26 protein-coding genes are annotated in these 26,263 nt (G+C 41.0%); 3 read left to right on the top strand and 23 right to left on the bottom strand.

Features of this window, described 5'->3' with window-relative positions:
* Positions 1–8: 8 nt before the first annotated feature.
* The 18 genes from EG365_RS10875 to EG365_RS10790 form a co-directional block, all read right to left on the bottom strand.
* A complete protein-coding gene (locus tag EG365_RS10875) occupies positions 9–563 on the bottom strand; it encodes a septation protein IspZ (protein ID WP_000668777.1) in 555 nt (184 codons plus the stop codon).
* On the bottom strand, positions 560–814 hold the full coding sequence (locus EG365_RS10870; protein ID WP_001987856.1) for an acyl carrier protein: 255 nt from the start codon (positions 812–814) through the stop codon (positions 560–562). The genes EG365_RS10875 and EG365_RS10870 overlap by 4 nt, the downstream gene beginning before the upstream one ends.
* Before the next feature lie 5 nt (positions 815–819).
* Positions 820–1,080: a phosphopantetheine-binding protein gene (locus EG365_RS10865; RefSeq protein ID WP_000067033.1), complete on the bottom strand. Its 261-nt coding sequence runs from the start codon at positions 1,078–1,080 to the stop codon at positions 820–822.
* Position 1,081: 1 nt separating this feature from the next.
* Complete coding sequence (locus EG365_RS10860) at positions 1,082–1,885, bottom strand: lysophospholipid acyltransferase family protein (RefSeq protein WP_002000541.1); 804 nt, start codon at positions 1,883–1,885, stop codon at positions 1,082–1,084.
* Entirely contained in the window at positions 1,870–2,484 is a 615-nt protein-coding gene (locus EG365_RS10855) for a beta-ketoacyl synthase chain length factor (RefSeq protein ID WP_000258012.1), read from the bottom strand. The genes EG365_RS10860 and EG365_RS10855 overlap by 16 nt, the downstream gene beginning before the upstream one ends.
* 196 nt (positions 2,485–2,680) lie before the next feature.
* The gene (der, locus tag EG365_RS10850) at positions 2,681–4,090 is read right to left on the bottom strand and encodes a ribosome biogenesis GTPase Der (protein ID WP_000805592.1); all 1,410 of its coding nucleotides are present in this window, start codon (positions 4,088–4,090) and stop codon (positions 2,681–2,683) included.
* A 187-nt stretch (positions 4,091–4,277) separates the two neighbouring features.
* A complete protein-coding gene (gene bamB, locus EG365_RS10845; protein WP_001072119.1) occupies positions 4,278–5,423 on the bottom strand; it encodes an outer membrane protein assembly factor BamB in 1,146 nt (381 codons plus the stop codon).
* Positions 5,423–6,121 (bottom strand): YfgM family protein, encoded by a 699-nt coding sequence (locus tag EG365_RS10840; RefSeq protein WP_000058788.1) that lies wholly within the window; start codon positions 6,119–6,121, stop codon positions 5,423–5,425. Before EG365_RS10840 ends, bamB begins: the two co-directional genes overlap by 1 nt.
* A 28-nt stretch (positions 6,122–6,149) precedes the next feature.
* A complete protein-coding gene (gene hisS, locus EG365_RS10835) occupies positions 6,150–7,442 on the bottom strand; it encodes a histidine--tRNA ligase (RefSeq protein ID WP_000095264.1) in 1,293 nt (430 codons plus the stop codon).
* A complete protein-coding gene (ispG, locus tag EG365_RS10830) occupies positions 7,439–8,554 on the bottom strand; it encodes a flavodoxin-dependent (E)-4-hydroxy-3-methylbut-2-enyl-diphosphate synthase (RefSeq protein ID WP_000572095.1) in 1,116 nt (371 codons plus the stop codon). Before ispG ends, hisS begins: the two co-directional genes overlap by 4 nt.
* A gap of 21 nt (positions 8,555–8,575) precedes the next feature.
* On the bottom strand, positions 8,576–9,367 hold the full coding sequence (locus EG365_RS10825; protein ID WP_000405164.1) for a helix-turn-helix domain-containing protein: 792 nt from the start codon (positions 9,365–9,367) through the stop codon (positions 8,576–8,578).
* A complete protein-coding gene (gene pilW, locus EG365_RS10820) occupies positions 9,358–10,158 on the bottom strand; it encodes a type IV pilus biogenesis/stability protein PilW (RefSeq protein WP_002027454.1) in 801 nt (266 codons plus the stop codon). The genes EG365_RS10825 and pilW overlap by 10 nt, the downstream gene beginning before the upstream one ends.
* A 15-nt stretch (positions 10,159–10,173) precedes the next feature.
* Positions 10,174–11,406 carry a 23S rRNA (adenine(2503)-C(2))-methyltransferase RlmN gene (gene rlmN / locus EG365_RS10815; protein WP_000093084.1) on the bottom strand — a complete coding sequence of 411 codons (1,233 nt, stop codon included), beginning with the start codon at positions 11,404–11,406 and terminating at the stop codon, positions 10,174–10,176.
* 122 nt (positions 11,407–11,528) lie between these two features.
* Positions 11,529–11,960 (bottom strand): nucleoside-diphosphate kinase, encoded by a 432-nt coding sequence (ndk, locus tag EG365_RS10810; RefSeq protein ID WP_000963851.1) that lies wholly within the window; start codon positions 11,958–11,960, stop codon positions 11,529–11,531.
* Positions 11,961–12,073: 113 nt separating this feature from the next.
* Positions 12,074–12,274: a Fe-S cluster assembly protein IscX gene (gene iscX, locus EG365_RS10805; RefSeq protein ID WP_000524329.1), complete on the bottom strand. Its 201-nt coding sequence runs from the start codon at positions 12,272–12,274 to the stop codon at positions 12,074–12,076.
* A 99-nt stretch (positions 12,275–12,373) separates the two neighbouring features.
* The gene (locus EG365_RS10800; RefSeq protein ID WP_000669567.1) at positions 12,374–12,925 is read right to left on the bottom strand and encodes a phosphatase PAP2 family protein; all 552 of its coding nucleotides are present in this window, start codon (positions 12,923–12,925) and stop codon (positions 12,374–12,376) included.
* Positions 12,926–12,949: 24 nt separating this feature from the next.
* Positions 12,950–14,248: a glycosyltransferase family 4 protein gene (locus EG365_RS10795; protein WP_000348500.1), complete on the bottom strand. Its 1,299-nt coding sequence runs from the start codon at positions 14,246–14,248 to the stop codon at positions 12,950–12,952.
* A gap of 138 nt (positions 14,249–14,386) precedes the next feature.
* The gene (locus EG365_RS10790) at positions 14,387–16,570 is read right to left on the bottom strand and encodes a carboxy terminal-processing peptidase (protein WP_000776304.1); all 2,184 of its coding nucleotides are present in this window, start codon (positions 16,568–16,570) and stop codon (positions 14,387–14,389) included.
* 192 nt (positions 16,571–16,762) lie between these two features.
* Here EG365_RS10790 and nagZ point away from each other — a divergent pair, with 192 nt between their 5' ends.
* Together nagZ and EG365_RS10780 are read left to right on the top strand one after the other, a co-directional pair.
* Positions 16,763–17,782 (top strand): beta-N-acetylhexosaminidase, encoded by a 1,020-nt coding sequence (gene nagZ, locus EG365_RS10785; protein ID WP_000578588.1) that lies wholly within the window; start codon positions 16,763–16,765, stop codon positions 17,780–17,782.
* 84 nt (positions 17,783–17,866) lie between these two features.
* On the top strand, positions 17,867–18,709 hold the full coding sequence (locus EG365_RS10780) for a class I SAM-dependent methyltransferase (RefSeq protein WP_000191928.1): 843 nt from the start codon (positions 17,867–17,869) through the stop codon (positions 18,707–18,709).
* A gap of 54 nt (positions 18,710–18,763) precedes the next feature.
* Here the strand turns inward: EG365_RS10780 and EG365_RS10775 are convergent, their stop codons facing one another.
* Complete coding sequence (locus tag EG365_RS10775) at positions 18,764–20,077, bottom strand: alpha/beta fold hydrolase (RefSeq protein ID WP_001084481.1); 1,314 nt, start codon at positions 20,075–20,077, stop codon at positions 18,764–18,766.
* 299 nt (positions 20,078–20,376) lie between these two features.
* On the opposite strand from EG365_RS10775, the gene EG365_RS10770 reads away from it, so the two are divergent.
* A complete protein-coding gene (locus tag EG365_RS10770) occupies positions 20,377–21,642 on the top strand; it encodes a glutamate-5-semialdehyde dehydrogenase (RefSeq protein ID WP_001154159.1) in 1,266 nt (421 codons plus the stop codon).
* Between the two features lie 106 nt (positions 21,643–21,748).
* Here EG365_RS10770 and EG365_RS10765 read toward each other — a convergent pair whose 3' ends face one another.
* The 4 genes from EG365_RS10765 to eda all read right to left on the bottom strand — a co-directional run bounded on the left by EG365_RS10765 (position 21,749) and on the right by eda (position 26,254).
* Positions 21,749–23,377, bottom strand: coding sequence for an NADP-dependent glyceraldehyde-3-phosphate dehydrogenase (locus EG365_RS10765; protein WP_001072699.1), 1,629 nt, complete (start codon positions 23,375–23,377; stop codon positions 21,749–21,751).
* Between the two features lie 172 nt (positions 23,378–23,549).
* Entirely contained in the window at positions 23,550–24,062 is a 513-nt protein-coding gene (locus EG365_RS10760) for a gluconokinase (RefSeq protein ID WP_001978744.1), read from the bottom strand.
* A gap of 17 nt (positions 24,063–24,079) precedes the next feature.
* Entirely contained in the window at positions 24,080–25,438 is a 1,359-nt protein-coding gene (locus tag EG365_RS10755) for a gluconate:H+ symporter (protein ID WP_000450961.1), read from the bottom strand.
* 195 nt (positions 25,439–25,633) lie between these two features.
* Positions 25,634–26,254 (bottom strand): bifunctional 4-hydroxy-2-oxoglutarate aldolase/2-dehydro-3-deoxy-phosphogluconate aldolase, encoded by a 621-nt coding sequence (gene eda / locus EG365_RS10750; protein ID WP_000034283.1) that lies wholly within the window; start codon positions 26,252–26,254, stop codon positions 25,634–25,636.
* Positions 26,255–26,263 lie beyond the last annotated feature (9 nt).

The raw sequence follows: 26,263 nt of genomic DNA, 5'->3' as shown, positions 1-26,263 counted from the left end.
GTTTTTAATTAATGATTTGAAGAATGTAAACGCTGATGTCGCTTACGCAAAATAAATTCACCAAGGAACAAAATGCCCATCAGCACATAAGAAATAAAGCCATTATAAATGACCCAAACCTGAGTTGAGGTAAAAAGCACAGTGCTTAAAGCAATCAATGCATTACAAAAAAAGAAAACACACCAAACTTTGGTGACCTGTCTGGTCCACTGTACACCGGAAGCAGGTAAATCAGGTTCAACGAGTCGGGCAAAGCGCTCAATCATAGACGGCGGCTTAATGAGCGTCAGCGCAAAAATAATTAATGCACCTAAACTCATACCCACTGGATACAGCTTTAGCCAAGCATGGTCATGTGACAACAAACTCAGGCTACCACAAACGATGGCAAAACCCGTTAATGGCCATAATAACGAGTTGCCTTTGCTAAAAAGTCTGATCACACCCAACCCGATGAGTAAAGCACTCACCCAGACAAATTGGCCGTGACTCAAACTCCAGCCCACAATAAAGGGATACAGCACAAAAAGTGCCGTCATTATCCCTTTAAGAATAAACTTCATTCAGCAGTCATGTTCTGAATAACCGTCACCACATCAAGTACGGTTCTCACATTTTTAAAGTCTTCAGGTTTTACTTGCTTACCTGTTAACTCTTTAATTTTTACAACTAAATCAACCGCATCAATACTGTCTACATCAAGGTCTGAATAAAGGTTCGAATCGAGTTGAACAGTCTCTGGTTCAATTTCAAACAAATCTTCCATCCATTCGCGGAGTTTAGTTAATACTTGCTCTTGAGATAACATCATCATGCTCCTTATGACTTCTGTTGTGCTTCAACTAAAGCAACCAAGCTCTGGATTGACTTAAAATGCTGTTTAGTTTCATCCGATTCTGCATTTAAATGAATGTTGTAACGCTTTTTCAAAGCCAGTCCCAACTCAAGTGCATCAATCGAGTCTAATCCTAAACCTTCTCCAAATAATGGAGCTTCTGTATCAATATCGGCAATAGTAATATCTTCTAGTGCTAGAACATCAATAATCATTTGCTTTAGTTCATCAGCAAGATTGCTCATTTCAAGATAACTCTTCATCAAAAATTTTATAAAAACTACGACTTAACTGACGAACTTGTTTAGGTCCTACTGTTAAATCATCTAACAGATCTGATACTTGCACAGCATCTAATACCTTGACCTCAATATGAAATGGTTGAGATGGTACGTGGTACCATTTTTCATTCTTGGTTAAAGTTGATGGTGTACAAGTAATAATTACTGGGCGAATTGGTACATTTGCACGAATGGCAATATTGGCTGCGCCTCGCTGAAACTCGTTTAAGGTCATCCCTTTTTCAGTGCGCGTTCCTTCCGGAAAAATTAAAAGAGAGGCCGCATTATTTTCTTTTAGACGCTTTACACAGTCTTCAACAAACTGCTGAGAACCTGCATTTAAAATATAGCCTGCGCTTTGTACGGGTCCTTTGGTAAATGGGTTCGACCAAAGAGACTGCTTCACGACACAATTAGCCTGCTGCATCATACCAATTAGTACTACAACATCAATCAAAGTCGGATGATTGGCAATCACCAGCTCTTGGCGACTATTTTGTAGTTTTTCCAGCCCCTCTACCGAATAAGTCATGATGCCGAGTTTGACCATCATGTCAGTAAAGCCTTTGAAACTATGTTTAATCACATTTTGCGCACGTTGCTGTCGCTTTTGCGGATCAGAAGTGGTTGCATTGAGTACAGGTGCAATCACTGAGGCAATGGCTATACCACCTAGCCCAAAACTGGCAAAGCTAAAGCCAGTAGCAGCCACACGCCAGCAATAATTACTTTTTTGCTTGAGATTTTTAAGATTTAGCATTTGTTCCACCCAAATGCAGATGTTAACTGGTCAGCATCCTGCCAAAAATGAGCAAAAGCAGGAGCATCTGCTTCATCTGTATGCGTCCACGCAGTAATTTGTAAATTAGGTTGCTCTAGAGTAACGACAGCAGCCATCGCATAGGCAGGAAAATTGATCGCCTCAGCATAAATATTAGGTAATGGCTCATCATAGGCGACGACTAAGACCCGCTTAATCTCAGGCATTGACTTTAAAAGTGCATAAGCCTCAATCAAACCTTCAGTCCATGAACAGCTTAAGCTTGTAGAGGGAGTATCATCCTGACATAAAATCGAGTAGAGGCCCGAAATTGCATTATGAACAGACGTTGAAAATTGTGTTGGCGATGGAGTTTGATCATTTAAAACGTCTTGCAAGATATTTAACGTTTTTGCCTCATCACCATATTTTGATACCCAAACAATATAGTCTGCACTTCTTCCATCTAAACTACTAATTGCAGTATTTAATGCTAATTTAGCTAAAGGTGACAGACGTCTCCTTTGCATGGCTGGAATACACTCAAGTGCCGCATAAGAAGGTTGGGCATGTGTAAGCGTTAAATGAGCAAGATGTAGTGTTACCATGCTAAAAAAGAACCTTAAGCAGCATTATTCTTTCGGAATATAGATTATTTTATAAAAAAACGGATTATAGCATTCGTTATAAAATTTACAAAAAATTACGTTTATCACTCACACTTTTTCATAAATCTTTTTTCACCTTAATTCTTTGTAAAAAAAAGCCCAAAGAAGACTTTGGACTTTTTCAATTAAAAACAGATTAACGTTTAAATTTCTTTTCTGCTTTTTTGAATTTCTGAATATAACGACGACGACGTGCAGCTGTACGTTCATCGACCTGACTCTTACGACCTTCAAACGGGTTTTCAGAAGTCTTAAATTCAATTTTAACTGGTGTACCTTCAAGCTTATAAACCTTACGGAACACATTCTCTAAATAACGGCGGTAATCTGCAGGAGTCTTATCCACCTTGTTACCGTGAATCACGATAGTCGGTGGATTTTGTCCACCCATGTGCGCATAACGCATTTTAATACGACGACCTTGAACTGTCGGCGGCTGATGCTGATCAGTTGCATCATTCAAAATTTGTGTCAATTTCGCAGGAGATACCTTTAAGTTTGCAGACTCATAAGCACGGTGAATTGATGGATATAACTCACCCACCCCAGTACCATGTAGAGCAGAAATAAGGTGAATTCGAGCCCAAGGAATAAAGTCAAAACGGCGCTCAACATCAAGCTTACACTGCTTGCGGTCGTATTCACTCATGTTGTCCCATTTATTGATCGCAATGACCATGGCACGCCCAGCTTCCAGCGCATAGCCAATTAAATGTAAGTCTTGCTCAACAATACCTTCACGGGCGTCAACTACAACCACCACCACATGTGCGTCTTTCATCGCTTGTAAAGTCTTCACAATTGAGAATTTCTCAATCATTTCATCAACTTTACCTTTACGGCGTACACCTGCTGTATCAATTAAAGTGTATTTACGACCTTCACGCTCGAACGGAATATAAATAGAGTCACGAGTTGTACCCGGTTGGTCAAACGCTACCACACGGTCTTCACCAAGTAAGCGGTTTACTAACGTTGATTTACCCACGTTCGGACGACCAATAATTGCTAGACGCAATCCGGTATCTTTATCATGCTCTTCAGGATTTTCATCTTCTGGAATATCTTGAAGTACATCCTCAAGCATTTGTTGTACGCCACGGCCATGGCTCGCTGCAACTTGTAATGGTTCACCCATACCAAGCTTGTAGAACTCAACCAAAGCAGCTTCAGCATGAACACCATCAACCTTATTGGCAACAAGATAAATTTTCTTGCCTAAAGTACGTAATTCACGGGCAATTTGCTCATCGGAAGCTAACAATCCGGCACGCGCATCAACTACAAAAATAATAATATCTGCTTCATTGATGGCTGTTTTCGACTGCTCGGCCATGTAGTTATCGATACCGCCTTCACTTTCACCAATACCGCCAGTATCAACAACAATGAAAGACTTATTTTGATAAGTCGCATCACCATATTTACGGTCACGAGTCAAACCCGCGAAGTCGGCTACAAGTGCATCACGACTCTTGGTAATCTGGTTAAATAACGTTGATTTTCCGACATTCGGACGACCAATGAGCGCAATAACGGGTTTCATACAATAACCTTAATTCAAGACCAGCCATATCTCATGGCATGAGCATTAGAAACAGTACAGGAGATATATTTTAAGGTCAGATATGACCATAATAAAAGACGGGGCTTTGAACTGATTTAATTCAAACACCCCGATATTTTTAACAGCGTAATTTGTTAAGCGGCTATTTTAGCACAAGCGAACAAAATTAACGATTCTGCCAAATACTTAAATCGCCTTTTCGGGTCGAAACATAGAGCTGATTCTCAATCACACGTAATGTATTGACCTCACCACTTGTTTTAGAACGACCAATCAACTTACCTGTTGTCGGGTCGATTAAGTGTAAAACACCATCCAAATCACCAACAATAAGGTCCGATCCCAACACGACAGGATTACTTAAATGACGATTTAAGAGACTATCATTTTGCCAAAGCTGTTCGCCTGTTGTTAAGTCATAAGCAGTAAGCTTGCCGTCAGTTGACGAAACAAACACTTTATTATCATAAACTTCTGGACGCTTGGTGCTACTTGAATCTTCACTCCAAACCACACGTTGAGAAGCAAGATCAGTAACAGTTACTTGCCCTTGGAAACTAGTCGTTACCATGAGTTGACCCGCAACAACCGGATCACCATCAATGTCAATTAAACGCTGAATATCTGAACGCCCTTCACTTACTGCAACACGGCGTTGGAAGCGCGGAATACCACTAATCGTATCAATTGCATAAACATATGCATTTGCAGAAGCAATTAAAACCGTGCGAGGGTCAAGACTCACTGGCGATGGTTGACCACGTAAACTGAACTGAACATTTGGCAATTTATATGCCCAAACTTGTTGTCCTGATGATACATCATGTGCAAATACAGTACCGTCATTTGCAATTGTAATCACGCGGCCAGACTGAACTAAAGAAGGACTTAATAAAGCACCGGATAATTGTGCAGTCCATTTTTGTTCACCCGTTGCCTGATCTAAAGCAAATAACTGACCTTTACTGTTACCAACAACAACAATACCTTCAGCTGCTTCAACACCAGAGCTTAAGCCCAATTTACTAACTTTTTTCTCCCAAAGACGTTGTTTACCACGGTATGCAGCAACTTCACCTTTAGGATCAAGGGTAAAAACAACACCTTCGCTAGCATCAAGTTGTAAACGTAATGGATCTGCCTTATTCGTAGAAGAAACACTGCGTGAAAACACGGGCACCAAACTCTTATTTGACTCAGTCAATTTCGGTAGTGGATTTGGTTTTGCTTCTTTTACTTTGTTGCTAGAACATCCGACCAATACAGCCGATGCGATTGCAATTGCCAAAGGCAGTTTGAATTTCTGATTCATTAAGACTCTTCCACCTGTGTTTCCAAAATTGGGCGCTCAATCTGTGGATCTTCAACTAAAACGCCAACACTTTCGAGTTTAATTTGTAAAATTTGTCGCTCTTGTTTACGTTCCAGTAACGAATCCCATGCAGCTTGATATGCTTTTTTAGCAGAATCAATATCTTTCTTAGCAACAAAGATATCACCACGTAACTCTTCTACTGTTGCTTTAAATGCCGGATCGACATCACCAGACAAGGTTTTTAGAGCTTCATCATATTTGTTTTGCGCCAATTGTGCATCTGCTAAACGCAATTTTACAACCTGAATCAGTCCTTCATCTTTTACTTTTGAATTCTCAACTTTTTTCAAAGCTTTTTCAGCAGCAGCATAATCTTGTTTTTCATATGCAAGTTTTGCCAATACAAATTGAGTTTGTATCGCCTGAACTGAATCAATATCGTCTTTTACAATCTTATCTGCCGAAGCTGTTATTGAAGCTAAAGCATTTGGATTATCGGCTGTTGCATTCGCCTCATCCATTAACTGCTGTACTTTTGCAGTTTCTGTCTGACTCGTTGCAAGGTTTCTTTTTTGCCAATATTCCCACCCGAAAAAGGCAATCAATGCAATGAGAATCCCGCTAATCATGGCAGAACCATATTTTTTGGCGAACGACTTTAAGCTGTCGAATTGTTCTTCATCACTTAAGCTCATGTGATTGTCCTTTTCCAGATGTTTCAGTTTATTTTGTAAATTTTTCAATTAAGAATGGTACAAGTTCAGCCAATGCAACTTGTGATTGCTCAGCTGTTGCCAACTCTTTTACAGCAAGCTGCTGTGCTTCCCACTCACGTTCACCCAAAATTATGGCGTAAACAGCCCCAGCCTGATCAGCTTTTTTCATCTGACTCTTCATGCTGCCTTGTGAACCAGTTTTAATGCGGATGTTACTATTCGCAGCTTCTAATTGGTCACGTAATTGTTCTGCCAAAACTAATGCTTTAGATTGATAAGCAGGCTCTGCAACCAAGAAAGCTTCACAGTCACGTACAATTTCAGCTTGTTCGACTTGCTCAATTAGAAGCAATAAACGCTCCATTCCCATGCCAAAACCAACGGCAGGTACAGACTGATCTGCTTTTCCTTTTAACTGGCCAACCAGACCATCATAACGTCCACCTCCGCACACTGTACCTTGCGAACCAAGTGCAGTTGTTGTCCATTCAAAAACAGTTTTATTGTAATAATCTAGACCACGTACCAATTTTTGATTAATTACAAATTTAATGCCTGCAGCAGTCAAATAATCTTGTAATTGTTGGAAGTGGCTTAAACTGTCTTCTTTTAAGAAGTCATATAACTTCGGCGCATTTTCCAGAATTTTCTGAGTCGATTCAATTTTAGAATCTAAAATACGTAATGGGTTTGTTGTTAAACGGCGCTGTGAATCTTCATCCAAAGCATCTTTATGTTCATTCAAGAACGCAACCAAAGCATTACGATATTCCGTACGCTCTTCTTTTTCACCTAAAGTATTCAGCTCAAGTTGAACCATATGTGCAACGCCCATACGCTTCCATAACCGAGCTGTCATTAAGATAACTTCAGCTTCAATATCAGGAGTCGCTACACCAAAAGTTTCCACGCCAAACTGGTGGAATTGGCGGTAACGGCCTTTTTGTGGTTTTTCATAACGGAACATAGGCCCCATATACCACACACGTGGCGTAGCACCACGCAACAAATTATGTTCAACCAACGCACGGACACAACCCGCTGTTCCTTCCGGACGTAAAGTCAGTGACTCAGGTGGGTTTCCTTTATCGAAGAATGTGTACATTTCTTTTTCTACGATATCAGTTGCATCACCAATAGCACGTTTAAACAGTCCCGTTTGTTCAACGATCGGCAAACGAATTTGTTGGTAACCATAAGCATCCATTAAAGATGCTAAATGCTGCTCGAGACGTCTCCACGCTGCTGTTTGCGTTGGTAAAACGTCATTAAAACCTTTGATTGCGACAATTGAACTCATGATGAACTACGAATAATTTCTTTAGATTTAGCTTCTTCAAGCTCTTGAACACGTTGACGAACCATAGTTTCGATTTCATCAACCAATTGATTGGTATCAATTAAATGGCTTTTCTCACCATTACGATAAACCAATGAACGAGGCGCAGCCCCAACGACCCCGATATCTGCTTCTTTTGCTTCACCTGGGCCATTTACCTTACAGCCAATAACCGAAACGTCCATTGGTGTACGGATATCTTCTAAACGCTCTTCTAAAGCCTGCATCACCTGAATCACGTTAAATTCTTGGCGAGAACAACTTGGACAAGCAATAAAGTTGATACCGTTAGAACGTAGGCCAAGCGATTTTAAGATATCAAAACCGATCTTGATTTCATCTTCAGGTTCAGCAGCAAGCGAAATACGCATCGTATCGCCAATGCCTTCCATTAATAACCCACCAAGAGCAATCGCTGATTTCACAGTACCTGTACGGTAAATACCAGCCTCGGTTACACCCAAGTGCAATGGATTATCAATTTGTTGTGAAAGCAAACGATAAGCATCCATGGTTAAAAACACATTCGATGCTTTTACGCTGACTTTAAACTCATGGAAGTCAAGACGGTCTAAAATATCAATATGACGTAAAGCTGACTCAAGAAGTGCCTGCCCTGTAGGCTCGCCATATTTTTTCTGTAAATCTTTTTCTAGAGAACCCGCATTGACGCCAATACGCATAGAAATACCGTGATGACGTGCCGCAGCCACAACTTCACGAACTTTCTGGTCTGAACCGATATTGCCCGGGTTAATACGCAAGCAGTCCGCACCATAATCCGCAACTGCCAAAGCAATTCTATGGTCAAAATGGATATCAGCAACTAATGGAACTGAAACACGCTTACGGATTGCACCAAAGGCTTCAGCAGCTTCCATAGAGGGCACTGAAACACGCATAATATCTGCACCTGCATCAACACAACGCTCAATCTGAGCCACAGTTGCGTCAACATCGCAAGTTTCGGTATTTGTCATACTTTGCACACTAATAGGTGCATCGCCACCGACATAGACCGAACCAACACGGATTTTACGTGTTGGTCGACGTTTAATTGGGTTCTCTATCATTGTATCGCTCAACTCATGGTATTAGCGGGATAAACGGAATTCAGCTTTACCGTTTACCGTATATGGAGACAATGAAATCTGTTCTTGGTTTAGACTTAATGACACAGCCGTTGCATCATCAAGACGAATCTGGAATGGAGACTCACCATTTAAGGTTAAAGTCGATGCCTGACGACCCGTCGCTAAAACCTTCCCTGTTGCATCTACAATATGAACAGAAGTTGGACGGTTAAAGTTTAACACCAATTGGTCACCCGCTGTTGCAGAGGTGTTCCCTTTCATAGGTAAAACTTCAACATTAGACTGATTTGCTTTTGGCAGCTCAGCATCTCCTTTGTTTGAGGTCCATTTTTGGACACCCATCACAATTAATGACACGACAGCAATAATCAAAATTGCAAGCAGTGCGCGCTTTAACCATTTTTTGTTACGATCACTATTAGAACCCGGTAATTTACCCATGATTTTAATTGGTGAGTTGTTTAAAGCATGATTTGGCAAAAGCCCAGTATCGTTTGCATAAATCTCATCAAAACGCTGGATAATTGCAGTTGCATCAGTATTTAAATACTTCGCATAAGAACGATAATAGCCTTTGATAAAAGTCGCTTCTGGCAAAGATTTATAGTCGTCTTGCTCTAACGCATTGAGCGTTTTCAGCGGCATATTTAAATCTGAAGATACTTGCTCTAATTCTTTTTTCTGAGAAACACGAATTTGACGTAAATACTCACCAGGACGTTGAATATTTCCTAAAGCAGAAGTCGGTAAGCTTGAGCCAGTTGGCTGCTGTGAATTAGGATTTATTTCCATACGGCCTCAGTACTATACTGTAATTGCAAATAACGTTGATATTCTGGACTTTCCGGGAATAAAGCACGTAACTGGTTTACTAAAACTTGCATTCCCATTTTATCCGCATTGGCTCGAGCCACTCTTAAACCAATCCAAAGTGCGCGTGCACCCTGATTTTTCTGCCCCACTGTACGAACATATTGTTCATACATTTGTGTAGCAGCCGGAATCTGCTGCTGCAAATAAAAAATTTCTGCTAACTCTAACATTGAAATGTAAGAGTCGCGGTTAGCAAGAAGTGCTTGTTTGAATGTTTTTTCAGCACTCGCAATATCGCCTAGTTTTAAATAAATTCGCCCCAGATTTTCTAAGGCCTGGTAACGTTGATCATAGCCTAATGTTGCACCAGCAATACGAAATTGCTCAATAGCATCATTATAACGCTCCATTTGGTACAAATACGTACCATAATTATTACGTGCCTGAGCATTGTCTGGTTCAGATGAAATTGCACGCTTAAAGTAATGTTCTGCTTTTTCTAAATTGGGTTTACTGCCTTCTTGTTGCAATAAAATACCCATCATCATATTTGCCGTTGCATCACGACTATCGACACTTAACGCTTGGTCAAGAGAACGCTTTGCAGAATCCAAGTCACCAGAACGAATGTATTCGGCAGCAAGCTGCGTACGCACTTTTACTGCTTTTTCCGGGTCCTTTTTAACCGTTTGCGAAGTCTGACAACCACTTGTCAAAAGTGCAACAGCAACCCCCATACATAACATGATCTTCAACTTCGGAGTACTCAAAGTCTGCCCTCAATATTATCCTTGTGTACGTAAAATCTCTTGTCGTTGAGCCACTTTCTTTTGCCACTGCTCAGCACGACGCGTACGGTCAGCAACTTGGCCGACCAATTGTCCACATGCGGCATCAATATCATCGCCACGTGTTTGACGAATCGTACACACAAATCCTGCATCAGACAAAGTTTTTTGGAAAGAGATGATACGATTTCGACTTGAGCGTCCATATGGCGCATGAGGGAACGGATTAAATGGAATCAAGTTAATTTTACTTGGTAAGTTTTTAAGTAATTTAAGCAACTGCTGTGCATGTTCAGGTTGGTCGTTCACACCTTCTAACATGACATATTCAATGGTCACATGTTTACGCGCGCTTTCATTACCATCTTTTGCAATATAACGCTGACATGCCGCAATCAACTGAGCCAATGGATATTTTTTATTAATAGGCACAAGTTCATTGCGCAATTCATCATTTGGCGCATGTAGGGAAATTGCTAAAGCAACATCAATATCTTTTGCAAGTTGATCAATTTTTGGCACAACACCTGACGTTGACAAAGTCACACGTCGTTTTGACATACCATAAGCAAAGTCATCGAGCATAATGTGCATTGAGCTTAATACGGCATCGTAGTTGAGCAATGGCTCACCCATACCCATCATCACGACATTGGTCACTGAACGCTCGCGCTCAGCAACAGGCACTTCTTCCATATAGGAATAGTTTGCCATCCAAAGTTGCCCAATAATTTCATCTGGGGTTAAATCACGCTGAAAACCTTGCTTACCTGTTGAACAAAATGAGCAGTCCAATGCACAACCTACTTGTGAAGAAATACACAAAGTTTTGCGTGAACCTGTTTTATCTTCGGCAGGAATTAATACAGTTTCTACTAAAGAGCCAGAACCTTCACCTACGCGAAACACCCATTTACGTGTTCCGTCTTTTGAATAATGACGGTGTACCACTTCAGGGGCTTTAATTTCACAAATTTGTTCAAGCTTTGCACGTAATTTACCTGAAATATTGGTCATTTCAGCAAAATCAGTAACAAAGTATTGATGAATCCATTTCATAACCTGACCGGCACGAAACTTTTTCTCACCAATATCTTCAAAGAATTTTTCTAATTCAGCACGTGACATGCCGAGTAAATTCACTTTTTCGGCAGCAGGCGATGCTGGCGTGGACGAAGATTGCTGCTGTCCATCAAGATTTTCAGATGAAACGACCACTGCAGAACTCATGTGTATTTACCTAAACCATGTCAAAAAAAGAATATATTGTTCAAGAATCAAACAATATGCTCTTGAGAGAATAAAAAAACCAGATAAGTAGTATACCACTTATCTGGTTTGAATGCTTTCGATTAACGAGTGCGTGGGCAGATCTCGTTGTCAGCAAAGAAGTAAGCAATTTCACGCTCTGCAGAAGCAACTGAGTCAGAACCGTGAGCAGCATTTTCATCGATGCTTACAGCGAAATCAGCACGGATAGTACCAGGAGCCGCTTCTTTAGGGTTTGTAGCACCTAAGATTTCACGGTGAGCAAGAACTGCGTTTTCACCTTCAAGAACAGATACAACAACTGGACCAGAAGTCATGAATGCAACTAAGTCACCAAAGAAACCGCGTTCTTTGTGCTCTGCATAGAAACCTTCAGCATCAGCTTGAGAAAGGTGTTTCATTTTAGTCGCAACAATTTTTAAACCCGCTTTTTCGAAACGAGCAAAAATTTCACCGATGTGGTTTTTAGACACAGCATCTGGCTTTACGATAGACAAAGTACGTTCAATTGCCATGAGTGGCTCCTTTATTTTAAGATTTAAACTTTAAAAAATTTGCCGCATTATACCGATGTCATAGGCAATAATCAGCTTTGAATGTGTAAAAGTTGCGATTTTTTCTACTGTTTTTAGCGAACTTCATCCAACCAAGCCATCTGGATGGCTTCTAGCAATCCTTCGGTTGATTTATTTGGGTCATCACTGAAGTCTGGTAACGCACAAACCCATGCATGTAAATCGGTAAAACGAATCCATTGCGGATCAACTTCTGGATGTGCTTCTGACAATTCAATGGCAATATCAATCGTATCTGTCCAACGTAAGCCCATAGCGGCTCCTATCTGTTTAATCTGCTAAATCAAGAACTGTGTACTTTAGCAAATCCACAAACCTAATCGATAGCTTAAGCTGATAAAAATTACTGTTCGTTATAAAGCAATGCTCAATAATGGCGCGACAAAAATAATCAGACTTGCTACTGCTGCACCAATAAGTGCGCCCACAATCACATCACTCGGATAGTGAAGTCCAAGTACCATACGAGACAATGCCACAAGCACCATGAACGGCAACATCGCTGCAAGCAACACAGGTTGGATATACCCCAACACAATTGTCACCATGACAGCATGTAACGTATGACCTGATGGAAAACTAAAGTGATCGAGTGGTCTTTCACCGAGAACAATCACCTGATGTACTTGGTAAGGACGTGGACGCGTGGTTTTATGTTTTAAGAATTTATAAATTGCTGTTCCAACCGAACCACCAAGTAGCAAATAGATAATTTGCAAGCTATAGGTAATGCCCTGCATTCCCCATACAATCGCCAACATGAGGTACCAAAAAGGTCCGTCACCAGCACGGCTAATAATTTTGAAGAATAATGCCACACGCTGTGAATGAGAGAAATTATTGAGATATAAGCAGCCTCGTAAATCGAGATCGAGTATTTTTATTTTTGCATTCTTAAATTTCATGGTTGTTCTCCTATTTTAGGATACTTAGGTGAAGTCCGCCGAGGGTTCCTTCACTACCTGATAAAATGCCTGTTCTAATTGCTGTACCGGAAGTTGCCAACCGCTTTGCTGTACTTTATGACAGGCTTGTATGCCCATTTCTCTAAGTTGTTGTATTGAAGGAAGCTGATAAATTTGTTGTATAAAATGGTTCTTATGCCCAAGTGGGCTTAACCAACCGTTTACGCCATGTATTAAATACTGGTGTGCACATGCATAATCATACGCGATAACTGGCAAACCGCTCGCCATTGCTTCCAAAACTACGTTACCAAACGTTTCAACTTGGCTTGCAAATACAAAGACATCGGCACTTGCATATGCGACTGCCAAATCGTGCCCGCGCAAACTACCCGTAAAAATAACATTTTTCGCCTCAGGTAGTGCTTTTAATCGAGCAAGATCCGGGCCATCTCCCACCACAACCAGTTTAGTTTTCTGTTGCTGAATGTTTTGCATAGCTGCATAACTCTCAACGATCAGCTGGACTTCTTTTTCCGGTGATAAACGACCTACATACAACATGACACGTGTATTGGAATCAACGCCCCATTGCTGGCGTAAGCTTTCTGAGCGATGTTTTGGTGAAAAACGAGTAGTATCCACTCCTCGCCCAACAACGACTAGAGGGCATGTAATTCCAAAACCGCGTAAAGCCTCTTCCGTGTCCTTGCTCGGAACACAGGTCACCTGAGTATTGTTATGGAACCAGCAAAGGTATTTTTGAATCGGCTTCACCAAAAAGGCCAAATCGAAGAACCTGCTAAAATCTTGAAACGGCGAATGAAAGCCACTAGAGACCGGAATATTTTTGGCTTTTGCGGCTTGCATGGCTGTTAAACCTAACGGTCCTTCGGTCACAATATGTACGACATCTGGCACAAATTTTTCAAAAGCTTTTGAAACTTTTAAATATTGGGGCCAGCCAAATTGCAAAGTTGGATATTTTGGAATCGCTTGTGACATCACCAGACATTCTTGTTCTGGCAAAAAATCATGACATTTGGCTTTTTGCTCAGGTCGAACAAGTAGAATTTTATGCCCTTGTTTCTGTAAACCTTGGCATAGCTGCAACAAAGAGAGTGCTACACCATTAATTTCAGGCGGCCATGTTTCTGTCACAATCGCAATTTTTAAACGAGGACGAACCAACTCGTGAAGTTGGTGCAATTCCTGAGTATTAGACAAATGCTGTTTTTGTTTAAAATAGAATTGGAAGCTTTCAGGAAGTTGCTGTTGTTTTAATAGTGCTGTCGCGTATGAGCCTTGCATAGCGCCATCCATCAGTATATTTATTTTCATGCTTAAAGATTAAGCAGCTTTCTTGACACTTTGATGATAAATGCATGACAGTTTACTGACATAAAAATTCAAAAAGCACGCCGAGAATAGCGTGCTTTTTCATAAAGCAGACAAGAGAACTTAACGGTTCTGCAATTTCGCATAATCCATCAATACATTCGCAGCTTCATTTACGAACGTTTCTTCTTCTGGCAACGCAGGACGTTGATTAGCTTTCATTTTGGCACGAGATTCAGCTAGAGCATCTAAAGAAGCCTGATAGCTTTCCCAGTTAGGGAAAGGTTTTTGACCTGTTGCTATACGACGTTCATTTTCAGCATCTAAAGTTTGCTTTTCTAAACTCAAAAGCTCTGCACGGCGCTTATCAATATCAAGCACAACTTGTTTCTGGTCACTCGTAACCTTCGCAATTGCCGTACGTTTATTTAAATACTTAAACTGTGGATCAACAGCAACGCGTTGTTCCGAAAGTTGAGACAGCTTCGCTACATATGGCTGCACTGAACCTTCACGCTTAAATGGTGCAGTCGGAATCGTATCCCACTTCAACGCATTTTTCGATTTACGCTCACCAAACTCTTCGTTATAGATATCAACAAGCTTAATATCTGGCACTACACCTTTGTTTTGTGTACTACCACCAGTTACACGGTAGAATTTACGCTGAGTTAAGGTTGCTTGACCATATGCCAAAGTATCGAGTTGGACCTGAGCTGTACCTTTACCTGTGGTTGTACTACCAATGATAATGCCACGCTCATAATCTTGAATTGCAGCAGAGTAAATTTCACTTGCAGATGCTGATGCCAAGTTCACCAATACAGCGAGTGGACCTGTATAGATTTGCTGACCACCATCATTGTCTTCAAACACACTTACGTTGCCATTGCCATCACGAATTTGCACAACTGGACCTGACTTAATCACTTGTCCGAGCATACGTGCAACTTCTTCTAATGAACCACCTGGGTCATTACGCAAGTCAATAATAATACCTTCTACTTTTTTAGCTTTTAATGCCTCAAACGCATTTGCAGTATCTTCAGAAACTGAGCGATATTGCTGACCAGCACGACGTGAACGATAGTCAAAATAGAACGATGGAATTTCAATCACACCTAATAGATGCTTTTTACCATCACGTGTCACTTCAACTGTACGTGAACGAACACCGGCATCCTCTTCTTGAATGACATCACGTACCAAAGTCACATTGCGTGCCTGACTCATTGATGCACCAGCACCAAGAAGCTTCAACGTTACTTTTGTGCCACGCTTACCACGAATCAACCCAACAATTTCCGAACTCGACCAGCCGACAACATCGACCATTTTGCCGCCCTCTTGAGCGACACCAACGATTCGGTCTCCTGATTTCACTTGACCAGACTTACTTGCAGGACCACCTTCTACAATAGTTTCAATCTTGGTGTAATCTTCATTACCACGTTCTGGGCGAATCGATACCCCAATACCTTCAAGCTGTAAGGTTGTTTGGCGATTGAGTTCTATCGCATCAATTGGCGGATAATAGTTACTGTGTGGATCATAAGTTGCCAACATTGCATTTAATGTTTTATCCAACACATCGTCGCTTTTCACACGACTAATTCTTTCAAGCTGACGCGTATAACGCTTAGTCAAAGTCTGAGCTGGCGTTAAATCTTCTGGGCCTGTTAAATCTTGACCATCAGCAAGTGAAGGGTTTTCTTTTAACGCCTTTTGTTTCGCCTGCTCTTCTTCACGGCTAATTGTTAAATTGATTAACTGAGAAACCAGCATTTTACGCCAGTGATTTTGCTGCTCAGCTGACGTTTTAAAATACGGTGCTTTTTCGCGATCTACTTCAATAAAAGTATTTGGCTGTTTTAAGTTTTGTGGTTTCTTCAACTCAGCAAGCATGAACTCATAAAACTGTTTTAAGCGCTCACGATATTGCTGGTGAATAGCAAATGGCCCAGTTAAATTCCCCGCTTTTAATGAAGCACCAAAATTTGAACCATAGAGCTTTTTATAGTTTTGAACTTCAGCGTCTAAAAATAATGAGTGGTCCGGATCAAGACTGTCTAAGTACATATCAAGAATACGGTTAGATGTGTTCGCATCCAGACGCATATTTAAATAATGTTGGCGGTCTACTAAAGTTGCCAGTTGACGAGCCACCAAGGCTTGCTCTTGCGTTGGCTGGATCGATTGAGAAACAGCAGCAGTATTGGTTGCTGCTCTTGCTTCGTTCATCGTATGAGAGAAGAATAAACCGCCAGTCGCGATTGCTACTGCACAAGCTATAGTTTGAAGTTTCATAAATTCTTAATACTTCCTTGGGTGTTCGTATCTTACACGCTCTGTTTTCGATATGAACTAAGCAGATTCAACATCTTAACCAACTAAATTGTTTATACCGTGTAGTTTTATCATATTCTGTACTGACAAAATGTAGCAAATCATTGCAAAATTCGCTTATTGTTTTTCAATCAAAATTCAAATGGAACCAATATGATTGGCGCGTTGATGCTGGACATAGCCGGCACAGAACTTACTCAAGAAGATATTGAACTATTACAAGCTCCGCAAGTCGGTGGCATGATTTTATTTGCACGAAATATTGAATCACCACAACAAGTCCGTGCTTTAACCGACCATATGCGCCAAGTTCGCCCAGATATTTTGATTGCTGTCGACCAAGAAGGTGGTCGCGTTCAACGTCTAAAATCTGGCTTTACATTATTGCCAGCCATGGGCCGTTTTGGCGAGCTCTATATCACTCAACCTCAAAAAGCACTTGAATTAGCTGAACAGTGCGGCTGGTTAATGGCAACTGAAGTTTTGGCTGTGGGGATCGATTTTAGTTTTGCGCCAGTTTTAGATCTGAATGCAATTAGCGATGTAATTGGTGACCGTGGCTTCTCTAAAAATATCGAAGATATCGCTCCACTTGCTGGTGCATTTATGCGCGGTATGAAAAAAGCCGGCATGGCAAATACCGGTAAGCACTTCCCTGGTCACGGTTCGGTAAAAGCCGATTCACATGTCGCAGCCGCAATCGATAGCCGTAGCTATGACGAAATTTATAACCATGACATGCAAAGCTTTATCAAGCTTATGCCTGAGCTAGATGCGCTCATGCCTGCACATGTAATTTACGATCAGGTTGACCCAAATCCGGCAGGTTTCTCACCTTTCTGGATTCAAGAAGTCCTTCGTAATCGCTTGAAGTTTAATGGCGTACTTTTCTCCGATGACTTAAGCATGCAAGCTGCTTGTGTCGCTGGGGGTGCAGATGCGCGTATTCAAGCGGCTCTGGCAGCAGGCTGTGATATGGGGTTAGTGTGTAATGATCGTAGTGCAGCATGTACAGCACTCGATGGTATTACAAACTTAGAGCTACCAAATCAAGAGCGTTTAGAACGTATGCGTGGTCGAATTCCACAAATCCAAGTTGGTGAAACTTTATCGCTTGGAAATGACTGGCAAGCTGTCAAAACAGCCATTGAAGAGTTTAAGAATTCACTCTAAATTCTAGTGCAAGACCATATTTGACTGATAATTAAAAAATTGTCAGTCAAACCACACAAAAACAATAAATCGAGTTCAGGACGAATGACACAACACCTTTCAAAACACCGCCACATTTCTTTTACAGCTCACTATACAGGCTATATCTGGTATCAAATGGGGATCTCACATGAAGCACTTGCCACCAGTAAAGGCAAATCACTGGCATATTTAATTCACCCATTAGAGTCTTGGGCAGAGAAATATGTGGGAGGCAGCATGCGCACGACGCTTAAACAGCGCCATACCATGCTTGATCATGATTTAGAGAAGTTAATTCAAGAAAACCCTGATTTACAGGTGCTTGAAATTGCTTGTGGTTTATCACCTCGTGGCTGGTGGTTTAGGCAGCATTATCCTTCCATTAGCTATCGAGAGCTTGATTTGCCCGATATGGCTCATACAAAGCAAAATGCATTACAACAAATTGAAAAAAATGCACCTGAAGTTTTATCAGTCGATTTATTTACCGAAGCCTTTGCTCAAGCATTCGAAGTGTTTGACTCTAATCGCCCACTAGTTGTAATCAGTGAAGGTTTAATTAACTATTTTGATAAAGACTTATTAAAGCAACTGATCCAATCCATTGCCCACTATGGTGCTTCCTTTAAAAAGCTTCATTATTTAACCGACCTGTATCCTGAACCCGTTAAAAACAAACTTGCAAGTATTATCTGGAACAGTAGTAAATTACTTAAACTTATGTCTCGAAGCTCATTTAGTTTTCATTTTAAGACTCCACTAGAAGTGAAAGACTTTTTTAAAGATGCAGGCTTTAGTCAAGTTAACGTTGAACAACCGCAAATATTCTTTGGACAAGTTTCTAAAAACAGCGATGAAGAGCATTTAGGGGACTTAGTCTGGACTATCCATACTCAATTAAAGTAAAAAAATGGAAGCCTCGTGAGTTTTGAGGCTTCCAAATCATAAAAGAATTAAACGTTAAGCTGCTTGTTTCTGGCGAGTAATGAAGCGGCTTAAACGGTCAGCAAGTTCAAAACTACCATGTTTAAATAAGGCACGGACTCCTTGTTCAGTAGCTTCAAAGATTAAACACTCAATCGAAAAAGCGCCCTCTTCATCTTCTAAATGTAAAGCCAAATCACGTGGATGTTCATTTACAAACTCAAGCTGTGCTACATCATCTAATTTCAAATACATTCCAAAAAAAGTCACATCAATAATCATCACTGGCACCTCTGTTTCACATTCACGGTGGCTCAGTTTCGTTTTAGGCTGGAGAACTGGTATACGCTCTTCACCTCGGCGTTCCATGTTTTGCATTTGCTCACGCGTCATTGGAATAATGCCATCCAGATTTTGGATAGGTTCACCTTTCAAAAATGAAGTGAACAAACTCATAGTTTCTTTACGGCGCTGGAGCTGCGGCACATGGTCGGCGTTAGCAATCAGAGCAAATTCCATATCTGGACATTGCAAAGCAAAATTGGCATTTTCATGAGGCAAAGTAAAACTATCGTACTGCCCTGCTGCGACCAGTGTCTTACATTCTGGAATAGGTACATCTGTTAAACGCAAAAGGCGATTACAGTTAATTTCATAACGTTCTCTTTCAGTACCCGTAAATTCTGCCATTTGCCTAAAAAATAATTTTTTAGCTGTAGGCGACATACGTGTTTTATCTAATTTGGCATGATTCACCAAATATAAAATTACCGCTTGCCCAAACTCTTCCATACGATTTTCTTGCATGAGTTTGAGCGACTCTTCCAGAATCATCCGCCAGCTTTTACGGGTCTTTTGCATAACACCCATTAAAATCATACGGTCCATCAAATCTGGACGATGATAAGCAAAACATGAAGCAACAACTGAACCCAACGACATTCCCATTACAGAAACTTTTTGAATTCCGACGATATCTAGCCAACGTCCTAACATTTCCGACAAATCGGGAAGCTCTAATGTTCCAGCAGAAATTCCGGTATCTCGATTGGTAATTTGTTGATTTGCGCCCATAGATGGCAAGTCGATTAAAATCACCGGGCCACTTTCAAATAGTTGTTCAACACAATATTTATACGAGTTAAAATTTTGAAAAGCACCGCCAACAATCACAATCGGTGTTTTGTGAATCGTTTGTGGGTCTGCAATCGCCATATATTCAATTTTCCAACCGTCAATCCATGTGGTACGAGCTGGCTGTTTAAAACTATCTCTATGGTAGATATCGAAAAACCCAAAACCGGCATAAGCTTGGTTTATCTCCGAATCCATTTGAATAATGGAATTCATATCCTTGCTTCCTCCTTGCTGTAATTTTTTTATGCTGCAAGAGTTCCTTCTTGAACACGTAATCTTTTATGCACAAATCTTTAAAATTTGTATTTGTTTGTATTGCACAATAACATTCTAAACAATTGTCTGAAATATACGCAATCGCTGAATTGACCGCTCATCCTGTTTAAGCCGCGAATAGTTTGCAAAATATTTAAATGTTTTTTTATAGCGGTCACATTTTTCCAAAAAAGCCATTCATTGTTCCGCATTTGACTGCTACTATCGTAGTCATTGGTAAATGATTAAAAAATGCTATGCAAGATTCAATTGAACAATATATGCAAAAAGTTGGGCAACAAGCACGTGATGCTTCACGCGTCTTAACAAGTGCTTCCACCTCACTTAAAAATCATGCACTCTCTGCTATTTATACTGCTTTGGAAAACAACCAAGCAGCTATCTTGGCGGCGAATCAAATCGACATGGAAAAAGGCCGTAGCAACCAGCTCGACAGCGCCTTACTTGATCGTCTTGAGCTTACGCCCGCACGTTTTAAAGGGATGTTGCAAGGTTTAAAAGATGTGATCGCGCTTGTCGATCCAATTGGGGAAATCACGGATCTTGCATATCGCCCCACAGGCATTCAAATTGGGAAAATGCGTGTACCTCTAGGTGTCGTTGGTATGATTTACGAATCACGTCCAAATGTCACACTTGAAGCTGCATCTTTAGCAATTAAATCGGGCAATGCCATTATTTTACGTGGTGGCTCAGAAGCACTTGAGTCAAATAAAGCAATCGCAGAAGCGGTGAAGCATGGCTTAAAAGTTGCTGGTTTACCTGAGCACTCAGTACAAGTGATTGAAACTTCTGACCGCGCAGCGGTTGGTCACCTCATTACTATGGCTGAATATGTTGATGTCATTGTTCCACGTGGTGGTAAAAGCTTAATTGAGCGTGTAACCAACGAAGCTCGTATTCCTGTGATTAAGCATCTTGATGGTAACTGTCATGTGTTTGTAGAAGCTCAAGCAGACTTACAAAAAGCGTTACCAATTACCTTGAATGCTAAAACACATCGTTACGGCGTTTGTAATGCAATGGAAACTCTGCTCGTTGATGAAAAAATTGCAGAAGTTTTCTTACCACACATTGCTGAGCTTTATGCTGAAAAACAAGTTGAGCTACGTGGTTGCCCAGAAACACGTCGTATTTTGGGTACTACTGTCAAACCTGCGACAGAAGAAGATTGGTATACCGAATATCTAGGGCCGATTCTTGCAGTTAAAGTGGTGAGTGGTATTGATGAAGCAATTGACCATATCAACAAATATGGTTCGCATCATACCGATGCAATTGTGACAGAGAACTATACTTTGGCACGTCAGTTCTTGGCTCGCGTAGATTCAAGCTCCGTCGTAGTTAATGCATCAACTCGTTTTGCCGATGGCTTTGAATATGGTTTAGGTGCTGAAATTGGTATCTCAACAGATAAGATTCATGCACGCGGCCCTGTTGGCTTAGAAGGTTTAACTTCTCAAAAATGGATTGTGTTAGGTGACGGTCAAATTCGTCAATAAGTCTCCTACTTAAATAAAAACGCCTGATCCATATCAGGCGTTTTTATTTTGTTATTTCCCACAGAAAAACCAGCCCGAAGGCTGGTTTTTTTTAACCATAGATCAATTAGAAAATAAAGTCGGTATTCACAAATTTCGAATAGTGCTCAGACACCATAGAAGCCAGCATACCTTTACTGTCATCAGTCTGTTTAGCCGCAATCATAGAGCGAATCGAGAATGCACGAAGTGCATCATGCACAGAAAGTGTACCTTCTGCTGAATCTTTACGACCACCAAATGGGAATACATCAGGACCACGTTGACACTGACAGTTGATGTTTACACGACAAACTTGATGTACAAGTGTATCGACCAAATGGCCAATTTGCGCTGGGTCACTACCAAAAATACTCACCTGCTGACCATGATCAGAAGTAGTGACATAATCCAATACAGTTTCAATATCATCATAAACAGCAACTGGTACTACTGGGCCAAACTGTTCTTCGCGATACAGTCTCATCCCCTCAGTCACTGGATAAACTACGGCTGGATAGAACATGGTTTTGCAGAATTCACCCCCTTCCGGATTAACCACTTTTGCTCCTTTTGCCACAGCATCTTCAATCACTTCAGTCATGTAGGCTGTACGGTGCATGCCCGGTAGCGGCGTAATAGATACACCTTTTTCCCACGGCATACCTACTTTCAACTTAGCCAGCTCAGTCGTTAAACGGTTAACAAACTCATCGGCTATCGAACGGTGCACCATCAGCATTTTTAAAGCTGTACAACGCTGACCATTGAATGACAATGCACCCAACAGGCACTCTTTCACTGTCAGGTCCAAATCAGCATCTGGCAAAATGATAGCTGCATTCTTCGCATCCAACCCCAAAATCGCACGCAGACGGTGAGATTTAGGATGTTGCTTTTTCAAGTGGTCGGCCACTTTACTAGAACCAATCAGTGCCAGTACATTAATTTGCCCAGATGCCAGCAAATGCGGCACCACTAGAGAACCTGGTGCATAAATGGTATTGATCACCCCTTTTGGAAATGAATCACGAAATGCCTCTAGCAATGGTTCAAATAATAAGGTTCCAAATTGAGGTGGTTTAAAAATAATAGTATTACCCATCAGCATAGCCGGGATCAGGGTTGCGAAGGTTTCATTCAGCGGGTAGTTGTATGGTCCCATACACAACACAACACCTAATGGAGTACGACGAATTTGACCAATGGTGCCTTCAGCAATTACAAAGCGGGAGTTGGCATTATCCAGATCTTTCAGGGCATCAATGGTTTGACGCATGTAGGTAATAGTACGATCAAACTCTTTCTCTGAATCGGCCAAGCTCTTACCAATTTCCCACATGATCAGCTTAATAATCAGATCTCGTTGCTCTACCATGCGCTGAATAAAATTTTGCATACAAGCAATGCGCTCACTAACCTTCATCATTGGCCATTCGCCACGACCATTGTTGTAAGCTCGTACCGCTGCTTCTAATGCTTCATCACTTTCTTTTTCGCCCATGACTGGATAACTACCAAGTTCAACTTGCTCTAGGCTACCGTCAGGCTGCTGAATCCAGATTGGAGATAATGTTTTCTTGGTTGCACCAGCCCATAACTTCAACTCACCATCCACGAGTGAAACACGCTGATGAATTTGAGATGGCAAACGTACACTTTCAGGAATACCGTCCACTACTGGGAATTTATGCTGTAAATTATTTAACTGATTCATTCTTCTTAATACCTTATTATTTGTATGTCTTTATATATCCCCGAACCGTACACTGTAATCAGTTCTTCTTCGGATCAATACCACTATTATTATCAGTACTCACCTTGCTTGAACCGTAGACCACAAGGTGAATTCTTAAAGCATGGATAGTTTCGATATTTTCTAGATGAATTTACCCCCGACACACACTATCAGTTACCCCTAGCTTTTGGATAACTTGTTCAATGATCTGTTCTGGTGTGAGAGCAATATCAATAGCAATTGCTTCATTCACATCAGGTTCCTCTAATGTATCTAGTTGGGTTTGTAACAATGCCGGATCAAAAAAATGACCAGATCTTTCTGCAAGTCTTTGCTGTAATAGTTCATAAGAACCTTTTAGATATACAAACTTAACATTCTGGTCCTGCCCTCTTAAAATATCGCGATACATCCGCTTTAAAGATGAGCATGTAAACACAGCCGTTTCACCATCTCTTTGTTTTGCTTCAATTGCCTGACGAATAGCTTGCAACCACGGCAAGCGGTCTTCATCGGTTAAAGGGATACCTTGGCTCATCTTACTTTTATTTGCAGCTGAATGAAGCGTATCGCCATCAAGAAACTCACAAGCCAAACGCTCTGATAACAACTCACCAATAAGGGTTTTCCCTGTGCCACAAACACCCATTGCTATCACTATCATGGATTACCTACCTCTAATTACAAAACAGCACTAAGCAACAATGTGAAAGACAAACCAAGTACCGAAATAATTGTTTCCAGTACAGACCAAGTCTTCAGTGTCTGCCCAACTGTCATTCCAAAATATTCTTTGATTAGCCAGAAACCAGCATCGTTTACATGCGAGAAAATTAATGATCCAGAACCTGTCGCTAATACTAAAAGTTCAGGTCTAACGACTACACCTGCTGCTGCCGCAATAGGTGCGACAATGCTACAAGCCGTGGCCATCGCAACAGTAGCCGAACCTGTTGCCAGACGTATGAGAGCAGCAACAAGCCATCCTAATAACAATGGTGAAAGGTTTGCTTTTAAAGCAGTAGAGACGATTTCATTAGAAATTCCACTGTCTCTTAAAATACCGCCGAAACCGCCACCAGCACCAACAATCAGCAAAATACCCGCAATTGAAGCTAGACATCCACCACAGAATTTTTCAATTTGTTCACGGTTAAAACCCTGCATAGTGCCAAAAGTAATAAAGCTGACCAAAACAGCAATAAGCAATGCAATATCAGAAGTACCAATAAAGCGTAATAACTCATTTGGGAATGTTTTTGGTGCAAAGAAAACATCTGCCCAACTACCAACTAGCATCAATGCAACCGGTAGCATGATCGTAAATAAGGTAATCCCAAAGCTCGGCAATTCACGTGTGTTGTTAGCATCTGCTTCAACAAACTGCTTTGCTAAAGGATTATTTTCTGGCAATTTGACATATTTGTTAATCCATAATGCATACAATGGACCTGCAACAACTGCTGTCGGGACGCCAACCAATAAACTGTACATAATGGTTTTACCGATGTCGGCATGGTAAGCCTGTACCGCAAGCAAAGCGGCTGGATGGGGTGGAATCAACCCATGTACGACCGATAAACCCGCAACCATAGGTAAACCAACAATTAATAATGATTTACCTGTACGTTTGGCAATATTGAATGCAATTGGAATAAGAAGTACAAAACCAACTTCAAAAAATACCGGAAGCCCTACAATTAACGCAATGAACATCATGGCCCAGTGAATATGTTTTTCACCAAACCATTTAATTAAAGTAATTGCTATTCGTTCTGCACCGCCTGACTCGGCCATCATCTTGCCAAGCATGGTTCCTAACGCAATCACAATCGCAAGGTGACCTAGTGTTTTACCGGTACCTGCTTCATATGATTTAACAATCCCGTCCATTGGCATGCCAACTGCAAGAGCTAAACCAAGAGAAACAATAATAAGAACTAAAAAGGGGTAAATTCTAAACTTCGCGATCATGACAATCAAAGCAACGATCGCAATTAAAGTATAGACAAGCAACATGCCACCCTGAACCGTCTCCATGTGACACTTTCTCCTTGGAATAATGTTATCTAGGCACTGCCTAAATAAAGGTCTTCAACCAGAGATATACTCATTGTTGAAGCACTCATTTTTTATATTTAGTATGACTAGCAACCGCCAGTCACAGCATCACAAAAAATCTAAAGCACCTAAAAGACACTTTAGATTTTTAAACCACAATTACTTTCGTAAAACTCATAACTGACTTGCAATTTGGGCTAAACGGGTAATTTCAGCCCAATCTTGTGCAGCGACAACAGGTTTAGGCGTTAACCATGACCCACCTACACACACCACATTAGGTTGCTTTAAGAAATCTGGAGCTGTCTCTGCTGTAATTCCACCTGTTGGACAGAAACGTAAGTTTGGAAATGGACCATAAAATGCTTTTAGCATCTCAACCCCACCTGCCTGTTGAGCAGGGAAAAACTTCACAATGTCGTAGCCCAACTCAATCGCTTGAATGAGATCACTCGGTGTCATTACGCCTGGTAAAAGAGGTAAACCTGCATCTTGTGCAGCCAAATGCAAGTCTTTGGTCAAACCAGGTGATACCCCAAATTTAGCACCAGCTTTTTTAGCTTGTGCACAATGCTCAGGCTTAGTAATCGTTCCTACACCTACCACAATGTCATCTGCTAACTGAGATGCACGTTCAATGGCAGCAAGCCCAGCTGCTGTACGTAAAGTAATTTCCAGTACCTTTACACCACCAGCATGCAACGCACGTGATACATGTTCACCTTGTTCGGCAGAGTCAAAAGCCAACACTGGAATTACTGGACCTAATTTGACAACATCTTCAATCTTGCTCATTACTTTGTA

It is taken from the genome of Acinetobacter sp. FDAARGOS_494 (genome assembly GCF_003812225.1).
In the GTDB taxonomy this organism is placed as follows: domain Bacteria; phylum Pseudomonadota; class Gammaproteobacteria; order Pseudomonadales; family Moraxellaceae; genus Acinetobacter; species Acinetobacter baumannii.
The sequence above is the reverse complement of the archived record's forward strand: the minus strand, read 5'-3'. Positions and strand labels throughout refer to the sequence as shown.